Source organism: Dyadobacter jiangsuensis, from assembly GCF_003014695.1.
In the GTDB taxonomy this organism is placed as follows: Bacteria; Bacteroidota; Bacteroidia; order Cytophagales; family Spirosomataceae; genus Dyadobacter; species Dyadobacter jiangsuensis.
The window spans coordinates 125,452-142,266 of the sequence record NZ_PYAS01000005.1; the positions used below are offsets into that span (position 1 = coordinate 125,452).

The window sequence follows — 16,815 nt, forward strand, 5'->3', positions numbered from 1 at the left end:
TGGTGATGGGCAAAGCAAGGCTAGAAAATCGGGAAAAAACAATATGAAGTTGACTAAGTCAGGTCTTCAACTCCGTACTCGTTTATTTTCCTTAATGTTTTCAAAACATTTTTAGAGTGCGGACTGTCAGTCAGACTAGCAATACTCTGCACGATGTTGCCACGCGCTTTATTGATGTTACTGCGAAGACTTTCCAGCTTCGTTTTCGAATAGCAGGAAAATGTATCGAGCAGCAATTGACAGTATCTGTCAAGCCCAATATTGTTCCGATCTGTGTTCAGCTTATAGGTGGCGTGCATAAGCAGGTTTAAAACACGCTCGTAGTTTCCCGGAGGCATTTCAAAGTACTCGTGTTCAGGTCTAGGCAGTCTGCCTCCTTTTTCTTCAAACATCATTCCCAACAGCTGCAACACTTCCTCTTCACTGATGAAAACCTGAATCGAGCCCACTGCCTTACATTTCCATGCATCAATTAAAATCAACCACATGGATATGATTTCGTCAACCGCGTAGTCCAGGGGAATTCGCTCCGGCCCTTTCGTTTGCGCTTCGACCACTGGCAATTCTTGCTTCTGTAACCCGACCGGAGATTTAGACTTGGGAAGGCGGAGGGTATTAATTCTATCGCCGCACGCACGTACGAGGTAAGCCTGGATAAATCCAAGCGCGTATAAACAGGATGGAACAGCAAATCCCTCGAAGTATAAATGATAGGAGCAAAATTCAATGAATTGCTCTAAATGAGCGATTTTACTTTCGTTGTCAGGATTGTAAAGAATGGAGACTATCTGTTGTGGATACTCCTTCATCGCATCGAAGTAACCTCTTTCAAACTGCTCTCTCAGTTCGTCGGCATAAGACTCCGAGATTGGGCTATGATGATCTACAATGACATTCGCCCGGTTTTTCTGGTCGAAAATGTCAGCCAGATTCGGTTCACTGAGGAAGACCGGTGGCGCTGTTTTCTCAGCAATGTTCTCAAAGTGAAAATTACGTGATAGGTAGTCTGCTTCTCCTCTGCGAAAAACATGATCTACGAATTTTAAATATGGAAACCGCCCCTGATCGTCCAGATTTATACCGAGATCAGGGTCGAAACCTGGCAAATTAAAAAAATACATTCGTTCAAATCGTTGAGTTGATCAAATCATCCAGCACGGGGTCTCCAATGTCTTCCAGGTAAATATCAGTGGTCTTCAAGCTATCGTGACCCAACGTTCTCCCGATATTCTCCTTGGATATTCCATTTCGCCGAAGGGTTGTCGCATACGAGTGCCTGGCCACATAGGTCGTTATAGGCTTCAAAATACCGAGGGAGATACCCAACTCCTTAATTTGCTTATTAACCCTGGTCAAAATCTTCTTCTTCCGATCCCGAACCGATTGAATCGTCGCGTGACGCTTGTACAAGATTGGAAATACAAAGCCAGCATCACTGTTACCTTTCAGATCTTTGTAGTAATCCAGTATATGAGCTGCCGAGGGGTGCAAACGAAACCGGAACTCCTCCTTTGTTTTTGATCTCACATAATGGAGCTCGCCATCAATAATGTTTGTCCATTTCAGTTCGGCCAAATCTGTAAAGTTCAGGCCTCGGCAATAGAAGCTAAACAGGAAGTAGTTACGCGAGTTGATCAGCGAATCGTCTTCCGGATCGATTTCCGCCCCTGCAATCAATTCGATCTGCTCCTTTGAGATCGCCCTCTTTTTCGTGCGAGGGTTATTGTATTTAGAGAAAGAGAAGTCTTTGAAGGGGTAATGTGTTTCGGGATAATAGTTTTCTTTGATCCCGACTTTCCAGAGCGTCCGGAAGGTTCTCAGGTAAAAGCTTCTCGTGACTATCGTGCAGCCTTTGTCGATCAGCCATTGTTCATAACGATTAATGAATGGCAAGCCGATCGAGAGGATATCCTGATCCTTCTGATTCATGAAGTGCTTTAGACTTTTTAACGTCGAGTTATGTGACTCTGCACTGCCCAGTCGGTTTTGGCTTTTAAGCTTAGCAATGTGTTCTTCAAAAAGTACAAACAGCCTTTTCTTTTCAGGTTCCGTATGCCCGCCAGTCAATTTTTTAACCAGCGCCTTGATTTCGTCAAACGAGGGACGCTTATTCTGCTTCCCGTAAGAGATGATCATGAAGTCAACTTCCGACTCAATGGTGCGGAGAAGGAGGTTAATTTCCTTGTGCTTTGTATGCGTCTTAGTAACGGATTGAGACTTGGTCTGCCATTGATCTTCCGCACATATCTTCCTCGTACTCACCAGAAGGTTCTTTCTGTCGATAATGATTTGAAGCATTATCGGGAACTGAGTTTCCTCTGTATCACGTTTCTTCCGTAATACAAACTTGGTCGAAATAGCCATAGCACTACAACTTTAGGTCGAACATTTCGTGTCTAACGTAAGTTAACCAAAGTTACTAAAAATAATCAAAATGCTCATTCAGAGCATTTTATGATAATCATGCCTAATAAAACTTCTTGGAATAATACAATAAATATCCAATGGGGTGCTAGGGGTCGCAAGTTCGAATCTTGTCATCCCGACATTGGAAATCAGCCACTTACGACGTAAAGTTGTAAGTGGCTTTTTCGTTAGGTCGAACATTTTTTGTAAGCACCATTACATAAGGCTACTCCTTCTTCGGAGTCAAGTCCGCCAAAGCCCGTTCAGCGCCTTGGTTTTTCGGATTTAGTTCCAACGATTTACGGTACATGAGAATGGCTTCTTGGCGACGCCCGACTACTTTCAAGCCTTCCGCATAACTATCGTAAACGTTCCAACTCGCAGAAAACAAAACCGTATTCAATCGCAAGACTTCCAAACCAGCCGCTTGATAATCATTATAAAACATTTGCAGCCCCAACCGATTCATCTCTTGCTCGTTCAGGTAATAACGAGCCGTATCCGTTTTACAGGCGTTAAGTTTTTCCAATGCCGACTCGGCATCGGTCTTGATCAGGGTGCGGGTATAAAGACTCGCCAGGGATTGTTTGTTTGCCGGGAAGGACACGCCGTTTAACACCTGAAACAAATTAACCCCGATGCCATGAGTACCCCGGTGCGTTATATTATTGAGCAGGATCACCGTTTGATCTTTCGTGATGTTGCGCAAAAACAGCGTAACAGCTCCCGGCATTCCGCCGCTGTGGAAAACCACCTTGCCAGCGGTCGTATCCTTTAATATCATCCAGCCCAATCCATAATAAGCGGAGGTGTTTCCCCAACCGGTAGTGGCCAACTCCTGATTAGCGAGCCGAACCGGATTAAATGCTTCTTGTAAAGTGGAAGGTTTGAGAAGTTTGGATCCATACAGCGCCCGGTCAAACAAAAGCAAATCTCCGGTAGTGCTAATCACATTTGCCTGCCCGAGTAGTCCTGCCAGATTATGCAGCTCAATGCGATTTTGTGGCAGTGAATCTACTCGCTGCCGAAGCCAGGGGGCATAAGTGGGAGCATCATAACCCTTCACCCGGTGCGGGTCCGCGACGTTCAGGAGCGGAGTATTGGCATAAGTATGGCTCATACCGGCGGGCTGAAAGATGTATCTGGTCAGGTAGGACGGAAAGGAAAGAGCACTCACCTTTTCCACGATCAAAGCCAGTAAACCATAGCCGCTGTTGGAGTAGCTCCACTTTTCCCCGGGATTGAACAAAATCGCTCTATCGGACTGATTAATGGCAGGCACCAAATCAGCAATTGTAAATATTTTCCCGGTATCGGCCGCGTACGACTTTTCCAACATCTGAAAGTCAGCTAATCCGGACGTATGCGTAAGTAAATGCCGAATGGTGATCTGCGGATAGCTGAACGTAGGGAGATAGCTTTTCACGGGATCATCCAGCCTAAGCTTTCCCTTTTGTTTCAATTGAAGGATCGCCACCGAGGTGAATATTTTAGAAACAGAGGCTAATTGAAAGGCCGAATGCTCATTTATCGCCACCCGATTTGCTACATCCGCCAACCCGAGCGACTTCTGGTAGTATATGGCTCCTTTTTGGGCAATCAGGATATTACCTGCCAGCTCTCCATTAGCAAATTGTCCTTCTACCAAGCTATCAATCTGTTGGAGATAGGGCTGGGCACCGAGGAAATTGGCAAAACTCAAATAAGCAATAGTCAACAGAATAATCAGTGTTTTCATCGGATAGTTATATGGTAGGAAATTTTTCGTAGGTTCATACCACAATACTTATGCCATCATTGAAAATAGGGTTTTACCGGTCAATAGTGCTTATTAACACGCTGGAATTTGTCCGGATTCGGACAAATGGAATTCGTTTCTGAACGATCAGCAAAGACTTGTGACTTCTGTGGATTTTCCCAATTCTTATATTTCCAGCCGACAAAATTAATTTCCCGTATTACTCATATCGTGATTCTATTAAAAACTCTTAAAAAAAGTTAATAAGATTAGACAACTCCTTAATTGTGTAATTTTAGCCGCTCACATTCTTTAAGTACTTGTTCCTTTGGATTTACCGGATAGCATATTACCCCCAATATTAACCATGAAAAAAATACTCCTCTGTACTCTTGTCTGCTTTCTGCTATTCTCAGATAATCTGTTTGCCCAGCAAAACGAAAATGTTGATCAGACCGGGGAATTAACAGAAATTCCGACCTATAAGAACTTAAAGAAATGGGCTATTACTTTTTCATTGAATGGTTCTGCGAACAATAGCAAGCAAAAAGCGGGCTGGTCTATCACTCCACAAGCCGGCTATTTAATCGCTGACCGCCTCGCAGTTGGTCTCCAATTGTCGGTAGCAAATCGATTTTCCAAGGAAGAAAGGAGCTGGATGAGCCTGAAAAGTGGGGGAATAAAGGAATACGCTTTCACACCCGAGTTATATGCCCGTTATTATGTGCTTCCGTTCCGGATAACTCCTTTCGTACAATTGTCGTCCGGTTATAACTTGGGCAAATTTACCGCGCGGGATGATTTTTTTGATAAAACAATATCTGTCAGCACCAATAATTACGTCATGTTCGGGGCCGTTGGTTTAAGTTTGCGAGTTGGGAAGTCTGTGGGGTTACAAGCGCAATATAACCTGCCGATCGTCGTAGATCCGGAAACAAATGAGATGATCAGAGGCAACCGCTTTCGGCTTGGATTTTCGCTGTATTTCAGATAGTTAACACAACCAATATAATGCTTCATTCTGTTGAAGTGAATATTTCATTCATCAGTATTGAAGGACCTTGTATTGAGGAATACCGCTTCTGGCGCTACTTTTCCCGGACATGGAACTCTGCCATGAAGGCTCCATCTCCTTGCATAACCGGAACAAAGTCGGGTTATTTGCGTTTTTTTGACCCGAGATTTGAGCACGAACCAAACTACCTCCGCACTTCCGCAGACAAAACAGCATTTCGAAATTCTCGACGGACTCAGGGGCGTTGCCGCATTGGCCGTTGTTATATTTCATTTTATGGAATGGGTTTACACCGATCCCTCCCAAAACTTTATCGGCCATGGCTTTCTGGCCGTCGACTTCTTTTTCTGTCTTTCGGGATTTGTAATCGGTTACGCCTACGACGATCGAATCCGCAAAATGGGCCTTCGCAATTTTTTTGTGTCACGGATCATCAGGCTGCATCCACTCGTTATTGCAGGATCAATACTCGGCTTGCTGGCGTTTTTATTCGACCCGTTTGGCGGCCACCCCGAACAATACAGCACCGGAAACATCATACTGGCATTTTTGTGCTCGGTATTTCTCATCCCCTACCCGACAATCGCTGATCGCGCATTTAATCTATTCAGTTTCAATGCACCGGCCTGGTCATTATTTTGGGAATATGTAGCCAACATTGCTTACGCATGGGTGCTTTGCCGGATCGCCCGCAGCTATCTGTTCCTGCTAACAATCCTTTCTGCACTGGCTATCTGCTTTGTAGCTTACCAATCGGGCAATTTGCTCGGCGGTTGGAGCGGCCCTACCTTTTGGGACGGATGCGCCCGCGTTTCGTATTCTTTTTTGGCAGGATTGCTCATTTACCGTTCCAATTGGATCATTCAGAACAAGCTTGGCTTTGCCGGGCTGGCGGTGTTGCTGCTGCTTGCTTTCCTGATGCCCATTTCAAAATGGAACTGGATATCCGAGCCATTGGTAGTGCTTTTTTATTTCCCGCTGTTGATCGCCCTGGGGGCAGGAACCGAGCCATCTGCCACCTTCAAAAAGGTTACCATATTTTCCGGCAAGATCTCCTATCCCTTGTACATGACGCATTATGCCGCGCTGTGGATGTTCGGAAACTATTACACCAGTCATAAACCGGATGGTACCCAATTAGCCTTCATCGTCACTACCGCCGTATTTCTGCTGGTGGGAGTGGCCTATTGGGTAATGGTGATGTATGATATTCCGGTGAGGAGGTATTTGAGTGATAAAAGGGCAGGAAAGGCTTGACCGCTTACGTCAACATTTGAAATCCGCTTATGCGAGTGTTAAGGTTGTAAAACCACTTTACCTGTTTTGCTATCGATTAAGGTGTTCTGTTCACCTTCCAGGAATACCTTATAGCTGTACATCCCGGCCGGGGCATTACCTGGAATCCAATACCAACCGACGACGGGTAACCCCGCTGCAACCGTCAAACTCTTTCCTTCTACTTCCATTCCCCGCGGATCATAAATAACATAGCGAATTGACTTCAATGCCGGCGACTTGGCCCTCTTTAACTCAAATCGCACATATGAGGTGGCAGGATTGGGGCTCACCACCAGGCTATATTGCATGGCTTCGGGGTTGACGATTTCGAAATACATCCGATACGGTTGAGAAACTTCGATACCTGCTTTATCTCTCGCATTAACCAGCATTTCATATTTCCCCGGCCCCAGCTTGCTAGCATAATCCAACGTCACCTCTCTGCTTCCGGATGTTTGCATGGCCAGTTTATTTGCGGCATAGGAAACCCGCTCAAAATCGCAACGATCATCAGCGCACGGCTTTACAAATATGTCAATCAGCGTGGTGTCAGAAGGCAGGAGATTGTCGTCCCGGAGGATTATACCAAATGACGGATTTGGAAAAATAGGTTCATCTTGCACCAGGAGACGTCCCGCGGACTGGACAACGAGAACAGGTGGAATATTATCTTTGAGCGAATTGTTGGAAAACATCTGCTTATCCTTCGCCCAATCCCAGTCAATCAGCAATTCGGAGCTGTTATTTTCGAGAGAAAGCTCATCTAAGGTATGCCCTGGATCGATCTGTACCTTTATCGAAACGAGGTCTTTGTCGTTGGGGAAGGATAGTTTTGAAAGTTGCTGAACGGGAAAAGATTTAACATTCAACCTGATCGAATGGCTGGCTCGTTTTCCAGAGCAAATGACTTCCAATGGCACGGATTGCCCAGCCGTAAATCTGCCTGAATTCACCAGATCAATGCGAACGTGCAGCGAATCAGATTCTTCAATTGTTTTATCCGGCGAATCGGAAAGCAGTGTGATCCCGGCGTTCGTCGCTACGGCATAATCCGGTTTTGCTGCTGCTTGCAAGCGTAAGGCAGGGTCGCCTTGCAGCAGTGATTGGTGTACGTAGGCAATGTTATATTTGTCCTTATACTTCGACAAAATGTCGTCAGCGACCGCCAGCTGTATTTTGCCAATAGGCAGACTAACTGTCGCCGGATTTTCGAACATATAGTGATACAATGAGTTAAGATAGGTCATTCCCGGACTCACAAAACTTTCAAAAGAACTCGCAATGACTGCGATAGCACCCCGGTCGGGTGCAACGAGCCAATCGAGCGACAGCGTAATCCGGTCGGCTGCTTTGGGATTAGGCGGGTTAGGATTGAACCGGTTACAAAACACATTACCAACCCCACACCCATTGAAATATAGTACCGGATATTTGTTCAGATTGTGGTACCCTCTCGCCTCATCTCTAACATGCCCAATGTCAGGATCAGTTATGATAGTCGAACCGTGCCCGAAAAAGGTAATCATCCCTATACCTTCATTAACATCTTTGCTGATATCTATGGATTCCACCTCCTGGGTAGGTTGCTGTTTTACGTAAGACTTCACCGTTCCGCCGGCTATTCCCTGCTCCACCTTCGGCTCCAATGCGCGTAAATAATCCCTAAGCTGCACAATTTCACTCGTCGTTTTTCCTCCGCTAAGATGAAGTATCTTTTTGCGCCAGCCCGATTCTCCCGGTTCGCTGGCCTCATACACGATCACTTTTCGAAGATAATCGGCAATATTCTGATTAGTCACTGCCGACAATCTGCCCACAGGAATAACAGGCACATTCACCGCGCCTCCGGCTATGCCTTCTACGAGCAATGCGTCCGACCCCGGAAAGCCGATCGTTGGGACCTCACCTGGCAATTCTCTTACCATCTTCTCGTTTTGCGTAATGGATTTACCAATCAGGAATAGGTATTTGCCTTCCACGCCATCAGAAAGCATGTAAGTCATGAAATTTTTGATCGCGATCGGGCTAGGTTCGCCATAATTGAACTGATTGTAAATATCCTGAATGTCAAAAATGGCGGGCTTTAAACCCCCTCCGGACGGCGAGGCCCTGTACTTTGCGTAACTCGTCGCCCCCTCCCGGAGGGCTTCTGTCGTAATAATGATATAATTGGCCGATTTAGGATCATGGGCCTGTAACTCCACCCTGGCGATTTTTGATGAAGCAACATCGAAAATTTCGGATGTTGCCAGCAACACCTGTTTCTTCCCAGGTTGTCGCGGAATCATCAGGGTTTCATCTCTTCTTTTGAGGAGAATCGGATTATTGGTATCCGAAATATCGATAAATCTGAATTGAGACGGGACGCCCTTGACCAGTATTCTACTCCATTTATCCACAACTGGATTCAATCCAAATTCCTTAACTGGCTGACCCCCTATTCGAAGGGTCTGTGGAAATTCAATAGAATAGTAGGCGATTGAAAACCGCTCCAAAGGTTCGTCGCTTACAGACCGGATCACCAGCACGCCACCCTTCCCGGAATCCATGTCTTGCGGCTTGATATCAAATGCACATTCGACCGCAGCGAAGCCGGAATTGTCCAATACTTTTGCCAAACGCAACGCATTCTTGCTTCTGCCTACGTAGCATTCCAATTTCCGGTCGTTCTTACTCCTGCCATGCAGCAGCAATTTGACTGTCGGATTAAGGGTATTTTGGGCAAAATCATTCAACTTAAATTCGAACGCTGCCTCCTTCCCATCTTTGAATACTTCGCTTGTCCTGCTTGCTCCCAACTCAAAATAGCTATTGAAAAACCCCGGATTGATCGAGGATTTGGTCCCGAGGGAATAATCCTGCTGAAAAATCTTCGTTACCCGTTCATTGTGACTATCAACAACCGGCGCTGCCGGCACATCCAACTGATCCACCACGGCGGCCCTCTTCCCCGGCTTATCACCCACCGTCAGAAAATAGGCCCCTTCATCCGAATACATACTGAAATAGGGATTCACGCGCGAGCTCATCGGCCGGTATAACAGCGAGTCGCTCGCACCGTCGTTCGGAACCGCATAAAAAATGATTTCCTGGTTCGCTGTGCTGATGATGGCGACCTCTTTCCCGCGGCGCCACAGCTGAAATTTTTCAGGCGAATCGACAGGAAAACCCTTCGGCAAGGATGAGAAGGCTACCCGATGCAAGCCTTTTTTCAGGATGCCGATTTTGACATAGGGTCTATTGTAATCGATCCAGCTATTGGCATAAGGTGCCATCCACTGAGCCTGCAATTGATAACCGATCAACAACGCCGCAATGAGTAGCGCCTGCCTGATGAAATACCGCATATCTCCTGAAATGTCTGATGAATCCTCAATAAAACATTGCTTGACGATTCCATCTGCTTCCTTCCAGCGAGCGTGCTGTATGGGTTAGCAACTGGATTTCACAGGCAGTCTCGCCCGTGTCGTAGTTTTGTTGAAATATTTCTACCAGCCAATTCAATAGGGATACTACACCTGCACCGCTCTTGAAAATGTATAATTTCTGGCACAGGATTTGACTTTTTGTTCCTGCATAAAATAACTCAAGACCAATGGACACTTTTAAGTTTATGAAAGACGATTGGGTGAAGGAAAAAGGAAGCGACCAGCTCATGCAGGTCGACGAATACCAGATCGTCGAAACTGTGGTTAATCATAATGGATCGGCCACACGTCCCGTCACCAGACGGGTATTCAGTGGGAAGGTTTGGTGTACCTGGGTCAACAAAAACAAGGCGGTGATCACACAGCCGTTTTGGGAAGATGATCTGGAACCTGCTGTGCAGCGGCAGAACGATCAGTATACCTACTCGTCCCTCAATCACACGCACTAGTTCCCGAAAGCCTATTCTCTTCTCGAAACTAAACACCAAAGCCCGGAATCTCTCCCGGGCTTTTTCAGTTTCAATCTTTCCATTATCAGGGCTTTCCCGCAGGATCGGTTTGCGGCTTTACCGAAGTAGTGTCATCGGTTTCAGCGGTCCCTTTGCGGTTTTTCCTGCGTTCAGACCGCTCTTTTCGTTTGTCATCGGTCGGCATCAGCGTATCGTGGATCACAGCTCCCGAGCTTTTTTGTCCTTTAATAAGTGTATCCTCAGACGGAATCTGAGCAGGCCGGGCAGGTGTTTGCGGCGAATTGAATTCGGGCTTCGTTTCAGGTGCTGTTGTCGGAACAGGATTCTGCGGTACGGGCTGGGGCACAGACGGTTCCGGTGTCACCGGATTCTGTGCAAATGCTCCCGCTATTCCCAGGAGCATTATGCATATGTATGCAAGGTATTTCATGGTCCATGCTGGTTTAGTGAACAAAAACTACCTATACTAGGCGGTTACTCGCACTAAAAGCATTCCAGAACCTCGCGCTGCACCCAGGCGTCCCATGGCATCCTTCAAAAGAAATTCCCAACGCGCCGACCACAAAATGCGTAGCGATATACCCAAAATGTGCGGCTGGCCATTGGATAAGTGTGAATTCGAAAGCCAGCTTTTTGACTCGAAATACTTCGCATTCGATTTGCTAGCTGTACACCCTTTTCATGCGGATTTTCTCGCTCGGGGTTAATACGAGCGGCACTTTTTCCACTTTTACGGAACTACTATCTAGGCCAAACCATTTATCCTCCGACGTAGTAATGCTTTTGATCCCGAAGTAGATCTTCATGATCAGTTCCTCCATGAACGGCAGGTTGTTTTCAAGCGACAGGTAACGTTCGAGCACGATGAAACGGAAGTCGCCCGTGATATTCTGCCGGCTCAGCGACTCGTAGCGGCTGGTAATGTCCACCTCTTTGTTGAGCACCATATCTTCCACCACTTTGCGAAAGAAAAGGTTGATGCGCTGCTCGATCCGGAAGCCGAGACGGAACGTTACCTTGATCACATCGTCCTCCGCAAGGGTATTCACATGGTAATCCATGGTATAGGGCTCATCGGTGGTTTCCACGTGCACAAACCAGTAGATATCGGCCCGCTTCGGCCGCTTGTAAAAGATCGAATAGATGATCTTGTTCTCGATTTCGCTCTCGCGTGAGGCATTCGACATGAATATCAAATGCGTCGAGTATTTGGGAATACTGATGTCGTTGCTCAGCTCCTTCAACGGACCAATGTATTTTTCCAGGCTTTCGAACTCCGTCAGTCGCATTTTGATATAGTATGCTTTCAGCCAAACGGTAATCACCAGGCCGATGACCGTAGCCAGCACCAGCGAAACCCAACCGCCGTGTGTGAATTTCAGCAGGTTCGCAGCCAGGAATGAGCCCTCAATAGCGAGGTAAATGACCAGGAAAACGATTACGATCGATTTGCTCACCCGCTTCACATAGAGGTACACCGACATCAGGATTGTGGTCATGATCATCGTGAGCGTGATCGCGAGCCCGTACGCCGCCTCCATATGCGACGATTCTTTGAAATACAGTACAATGCCGATACAACCTGCCCAAAGCAGCCAGTTCACGCTCGGCACATATAGCTGTCCCTTTTGATCGCTCGGGTACACCAGCCGTACCTTCGGCCAGAAATTAAGCCGGATCGCTTCCGAAATAAGGGTAAACGAGCCGCTGATCAACGCCTGGCTGGCAATAATGGCGGCGGTGGTCGCAATACCAATACCCGGCAGCAACCACCAGTCGGGCATGATTTCGTAAAAAGGTTTGCGGCCATTCAGCAAATCGCCCGAATGCACAATGAGCCAGGCTCCCTGACCAAAATAGTTTAGAATAAGACAAGTCTTTACAAATACCCAGCTGATACGGATATTTCCGCGCCCGCAATGCCCCAGATCGCTGTACAATGCTTCTGCACCGGTCGTACACAGGAAAACAGCGCCGAGCATCCAGAAACCGCCGTGATGGTTGGCGAGGAGCCGGTAGGCATAAACCGGGCTGAGGGATTTCATGATCTCGGGGTGATCGATCACCTGCGCAACACCGAGCACGGCCAGCATGAGGAACCATATCATCATCACCGGGCCAAATGCGCGGCCGACAATCGTCGTTCCAAAAACCTGAATGATGAATAGCAGCGTCAGAATGCCTATCACGATCGGGATCGTCTGAATATCGGGATAAAGTATACGCAAACCTTCCACCGCGGACGAGACCGAAATGGGCGGCGTAATGATCCCATCGGCGAGCAGCGTACTCGCGCCTATAATAGCCGGGACCGTCAGCCAGGCCGCACGCCTGCGCACAAGGGCAAATAATGCGAGAATCCCCCCTTCACCTTTGTTATCGGCCCTGAGAATAAGGATCACATATTTAATGGTCGTTTGCAAAGTAAGCGTCCAGAAAATGCAGGATACCGCCCCGTAAACGACGTCATTTGTAATCTTGTTGGTACCGATTACCGCCTGCATTACGTAGAGAGGAGACGTTCCGATATCTCCGTAAATAATCCCTAATGCTACCAGAAGCCCGGCGGCCGACGCTTTATCCAGGTGTTTATGCGAACCCATTCGTTAGTCTATTGAAATGCGGTGCGAATTTAGAAAAATCCCGCTGCTCTTCGCTAAAAGGTGTAAAACTCGTACGTCACCTTCCATTTGATCTCCTGACCCGGCTCCGCGGCGATCTTAATGTAGGGCTCGGGGCAGGATGTGGTCGGACAAGCCCAGTAAACCAGCTTTTCCAATGGCTGATCGCAGGTAATCCTCACGCCCGCCTTTGTTTTGGTATTTTCAATCCTGATATCATAATCCTTAGCGGTAGGCCCGAAACCCTGCAAACCAGCGCTGAAAACCTGATCGCCTTTAACTACCTCCCGTGAATAGTTCAGCATTTTGCCGTTTGCATTGATGATGCTCCCGAAACCCTTGCCCTCACCTTTCACTTCAAAAGGAAACACAATCCGGATATTCTCATTGGACGGTTCATTATCGATCATGAAAAAATTGTGGTTATAAGTACTCGCTACGATCGGTTTGGAGCCTGTGTTTTTCAGGGTATGTTCCAATACGAGTTGCGGTTTGCCTTTTACCAGCTTCAATGTTTTATGGTAATCGTAGCCGTAACCGGTTTCATCTTTCAATTCGTGGGTAAAAGCGACCTGGTCTTTCCCTTTCGTCACCAACCATTTACCCGGATTTTTGATTGCGTAATTAGTCGCGAAAGAATACTTCTTATCATCCGGTTTGGTCAAAACACCCACGCCGATCTTGACAAACTGCTCGCCGGGCTTTGCGTCATCGAAATTCAGCGGCGTGAATTCCTCCACGGGCCCCATGATCGCGTCGTGCAGTTTGGGGTCGTAAGGCGCCTGGTTCCAGGTGCCGAAGTAAGTATGGCCTTTGTATTCCAAACTCGGTACCACGCCAGCCCAATCGAAGCGAACACCGCGTTAATATCCTTCGTTTCCATCAGGCAAATACAGTTTTGCCTTGATTATCCCGTTCGAAATATCGGTTTGCGGAAACTCCGCGATGGTAAATGCAGTGACAGCGATGCATATCAATGCAGAAAACAGGACAACGATCTTTTTCATTTGAATAAAATGGTTTAGGAAGAAAAACAGGGCCGGTTAAGTAACATTTCGAACCCGCTATAAATAAAGGCAGTAAGATAAAAATGCGGTATCACATTTTCACCTTACTGCCTTACAATTTGCATGATTTAATACCTACGAAATGCCTTTGAAAGCTTCCTCATTAATAAAAGGCTGGTTCCTCAGGCGCTGCTTGGTCGCTTTATAAAATGCATTGGCAACCGCTCCCCCTGCTGGCGGCAACGCAGGCTCACCCAGGCCGGTTGGGGAAATGCCGTTGTCCACAAAATGTACATCCACCTCGGGAATCTCGTTCATACGGATCAAACGGAAGCCATTGAAGTTGCTCTGGTCGGGAGTACCCGCCTTGAAAGTCATATTCCCGAACATCGCGTGACCGACGCCGTCAACGACGCCGCCGCGTACCTGCTGCAACGAGCCGCTTTTGTTGATCACGATACCACAGTCGACCGCCGCGATGATGTTTTTCAATGCAGGCTTACCTTTTTCAACAACTACTTCTCCAACCTGCGCCACATACGACCGGTGTGAAAAGTAAACGCTGAAACCCTGGTGAACACCTTTTTTCTTGCCCCAGTTGCTCTTTTCAGCCGCCAGTTTGATCACGGCGATCATCCGGTCGACGTCATATTTCACCTCACCGGCCGGTGATTTTTTTGCTTTTTCCAAAAGAGCGAGGCGGAACTGTACCGGATCCTTACCCGCGGCCTCAGCCACTTCGTCGATAAACGACTGCTCGGCATAAGCGAGGAAGTTGGTGATAGGCGCACGCCAAGGGCCGGTTGTAATGGCCGATTTATGCTCCACCGAATCGATCAGCAGGTTATCCACCGAGCCGGACGGAAAGTTATCCTCCCGTGTAGGATTACCCGAGTTGATACCCACCCCGCGCAGCTTGTAGCCTATCAATTCATTGTTTTTATCCAATGCTGCCTCAAAACGGTAGCGAACTGCCGGGCGATAAGTACCGCCGGTCATGTCGTCTTCGCGGGTCCATATTACCTTCACCGGCGCTTTCGCCAGTTTGGAAACATGCACCGCTTCAATGGCAAAATCAGCCGAAAGCCGGCGGCCAAAACCACCTCCCTGCCTGGTGATTTCCACGCTGATTTTTTCAACGGGGAAACCGGTAATTTTTGACGCGGCTTCGCGTGCACGATCAGGCGTCTGCGTCGGGCCTACGAGCTCGACACCATCCTCGCGTACATGCGCGAAGAAGTTCATCGGTTCCAGCGGGCTGTGAGGCAGGAATGGGCATTGATATTCGGCCTTAATCACTTTTGCCGCGCCCTTGAATGCCGCCTCGACATCGCCATTCTTCCGGCGAACCGTGGCCTCGCCATTGTCCATCAGGTTGGAGAAAATGCGGTTATGGTCTTCCGAACTTTCAAGGTCGGCCGCTTTCTCATACTCGATTTTGAGTACCTCACGTGCCTTTTTGCATTGCCAAGTCGATTTACCTACTACGGCCACGCTGTTTTCAAAAGTAACCACGTCCACAATGCCGGGCATTGCCTTGGCAGCCGCGGAGTCAACGGATTTCAGTTTAAAACCAAATGCCTTAGGCCGCTGGATAATCGCGAAAAGCATGCCCTCGCGGTAAAAGTCCAGCCCGAAAAGGGGCTTGCCTGTGGCGATATTCTTGTTGTCGACATTCCTGACCGATTGTCCGATCAGTTTGAACGACTTTTCATCTTTTAATTTAATGTCGGTCGGAGCCGTGAGCTTACCCGCCGCCTCTGCAAACTCTCCATAACCGGCGGATTTGCCCGAAGCTTTATGGAACAATTTGCTATCCGCCGTCGTAATCTCCGCCGCAGGTACTCCCCATTTGGCAGCCGCCGCATTGACGAGCAAATGGCGGGCCGTCGCGCCGGCCTTGCGCAGGCGCTCCCACGAATGCGGAACAGCACCGCTGCCACCGGTTACCTGCCGCTCAAATGCAGCATTGTCCAGTTTACCCTGTACGGTTTTCACCAGTTTCCAATCGGCGTCCAGCTCTTCGGCTACCACCATGGGAAATGCTGTTTTAATGCCCTGGCCTATTTCAGGGTTTGGCGAAACAATAGTAATAATGTTATCCGAACCAATGGACAGGTAGCTATTGAATTTTACCGATCCTGCCGCGATTTGCTTCGCGTCCACCACAACGGGCGCCGCATTCGTGTCCGACCAGTTGAATCCCAGGAACAAACCGCCACCGGCCGCAGCCGCGAGCTTCATGAAGTCGCGACGCGATGTCTGATTTAACGTGCTCATGGTTAGTTGGTTTTAGAAGCTGCAACTTTCACGGCCTCGCGAATGCGGTGGTAGGTTCCGCAACGGCAGAGGTTGCCGCTCATCGCGCCGACGATCTCCTCCTCGGTAGGCTTGGGCTTTTCTTTGAGGAATGCCGCGGCCGTCATAATCTGGCCCGCCTGGCAATACCCGCATTGCGCCACATCCACTTCGTCCCACGCTTTCTGAACCGGGTGATCTCCTTTTTCCGACAACCCTTCGATCGTGGTCACCTTAGCCTTGCCTACTGCCGACACCGGCAATACACACGAGCGGACGGCTTTGCCATCCAGGTGAACGGTACAGGCCCCGCATTGCGCGATCCCGCACCCGTACTTGGTGCCTACAAGGCCCAGATTATCGCGCAATACCCACAGTAGCGGGGTATCGCCCTCCACATCTGCGCTGTATGCACGGTTGTTGATTGAAAGTTTGAATAATGCCATGGTGATTAAGAGTTTGGCAAAAGTTACAAAAAAAACGGCAAGGAAGCCAAACTTCTAATTCGCGAAGTGCCTGACTGATAGCGATATAGCCGCGTCTACATTTCGCCT

General features: G+C 48.0%; 13 protein-coding genes. 3 read left to right on the plus strand and 10 right to left on the minus strand.

Annotation, left to right across the window (positions count from 1 at the left end; all coding sequences use genetic code 11):
• Positions 1-53: 53 nt before the first annotated feature.
• From CLV60_RS11670 to CLV60_RS11680, 3 genes are all read right to left on the minus strand, one after another.
• Entirely contained in the window at positions 54-1,121 is a 1,068-nt protein-coding gene (locus CLV60_RS11670; protein WP_106595577.1) for a hypothetical protein, read from the minus strand.
• A gap of 4 nt (positions 1,122-1,125) precedes the next feature.
• The gene (locus CLV60_RS11675; RefSeq protein WP_106595578.1) at positions 1,126-2,364 is read right to left on the minus strand and encodes a site-specific integrase; all 1,239 of its coding nucleotides are present in this window, start codon (positions 2,362-2,364) and stop codon (positions 1,126-1,128) included.
• Between the two features lie 268 nt (positions 2,365-2,632).
• Positions 2,633-4,144 carry a serine hydrolase domain-containing protein gene (locus CLV60_RS11680; protein ID WP_106595579.1) on the minus strand — a complete coding sequence of 504 codons (1,512 nt, stop codon included), beginning with the start codon at positions 4,142-4,144 and terminating at the stop codon, positions 2,633-2,635.
• A 367-nt stretch (positions 4,145-4,511) separates the two neighbouring features.
• On the opposite strand from CLV60_RS11680, the gene CLV60_RS11685 reads away from it, so the two are divergent.
• Positions 4,512-5,138, plus strand: coding sequence for an outer membrane beta-barrel protein (locus CLV60_RS11685; RefSeq protein WP_106595580.1), 627 nt, complete (start codon positions 4,512-4,514; stop codon positions 5,136-5,138).
• 189 nt (positions 5,139-5,327) lie between these two features.
• Positions 5,328-6,416 carry an acyltransferase family protein gene (locus CLV60_RS11690; RefSeq protein WP_106595581.1) on the plus strand — a complete coding sequence of 363 codons (1,089 nt, stop codon included), beginning with the start codon at positions 5,328-5,330 and terminating at the stop codon, positions 6,414-6,416.
• A 38-nt stretch (positions 6,417-6,454) separates the two neighbouring features.
• On the opposite strand, the gene porU2 is transcribed toward CLV60_RS11690, so the two are convergent.
• Entirely contained in the window at positions 6,455-9,784 is a 3,330-nt protein-coding gene (porU2, locus tag CLV60_RS11695) for a putative type IX secretion system sortase PorU2 (RefSeq protein ID WP_106595582.1), read from the minus strand.
• A 248-nt stretch (positions 9,785-10,032) separates the two neighbouring features.
• On the opposite strand from porU2, the gene CLV60_RS11705 reads away from it, so the two are divergent.
• A complete protein-coding gene (locus CLV60_RS11705; RefSeq protein ID WP_106595584.1) occupies positions 10,033-10,314 on the plus strand; it encodes a hypothetical protein in 282 nt (93 codons plus the stop codon).
• Between the two features lie 85 nt (positions 10,315-10,399).
• Here the strand turns inward: CLV60_RS11705 and CLV60_RS11710 are convergent, their stop codons facing one another.
• From CLV60_RS11710 to CLV60_RS11730, 6 genes are all read right to left on the minus strand, one after another.
• Positions 10,400-10,765 carry a hypothetical protein gene (locus CLV60_RS11710; protein WP_146151549.1) on the minus strand — a complete coding sequence of 122 codons (366 nt, stop codon included), beginning with the start codon at positions 10,763-10,765 and terminating at the stop codon, positions 10,400-10,402.
• A 232-nt stretch (positions 10,766-10,997) separates the two neighbouring features.
• Entirely contained in the window at positions 10,998-12,938 is a 1,941-nt protein-coding gene (locus CLV60_RS11715; RefSeq protein WP_106595586.1) for a KUP/HAK/KT family potassium transporter, read from the minus strand.
• 53 nt (positions 12,939-12,991) lie between these two features.
• Entirely contained in the window at positions 12,992-13,780 is a 789-nt protein-coding gene (locus tag CLV60_RS11720) for a hypothetical protein (protein ID WP_310589310.1), read from the minus strand.
• 39 nt (positions 13,781-13,819) lie between these two features.
• Positions 13,820-13,963, minus strand: coding sequence for a hypothetical protein (locus CLV60_RS34905; RefSeq protein ID WP_310589311.1), 144 nt, complete (start codon positions 13,961-13,963; stop codon positions 13,820-13,822).
• A 135-nt stretch (positions 13,964-14,098) separates the two neighbouring features.
• The gene (locus CLV60_RS11725; protein ID WP_106595587.1) at positions 14,099-16,243 is read right to left on the minus strand and encodes a xanthine dehydrogenase family protein molybdopterin-binding subunit; all 2,145 of its coding nucleotides are present in this window, start codon (positions 16,241-16,243) and stop codon (positions 14,099-14,101) included.
• Positions 16,244-16,245: 2 nt separating this feature from the next.
• Positions 16,246-16,707, minus strand: coding sequence for a (2Fe-2S)-binding protein (locus CLV60_RS11730; protein WP_106595588.1), 462 nt, complete (start codon positions 16,705-16,707; stop codon positions 16,246-16,248).
• Positions 16,708-16,815 lie beyond the last annotated feature (108 nt).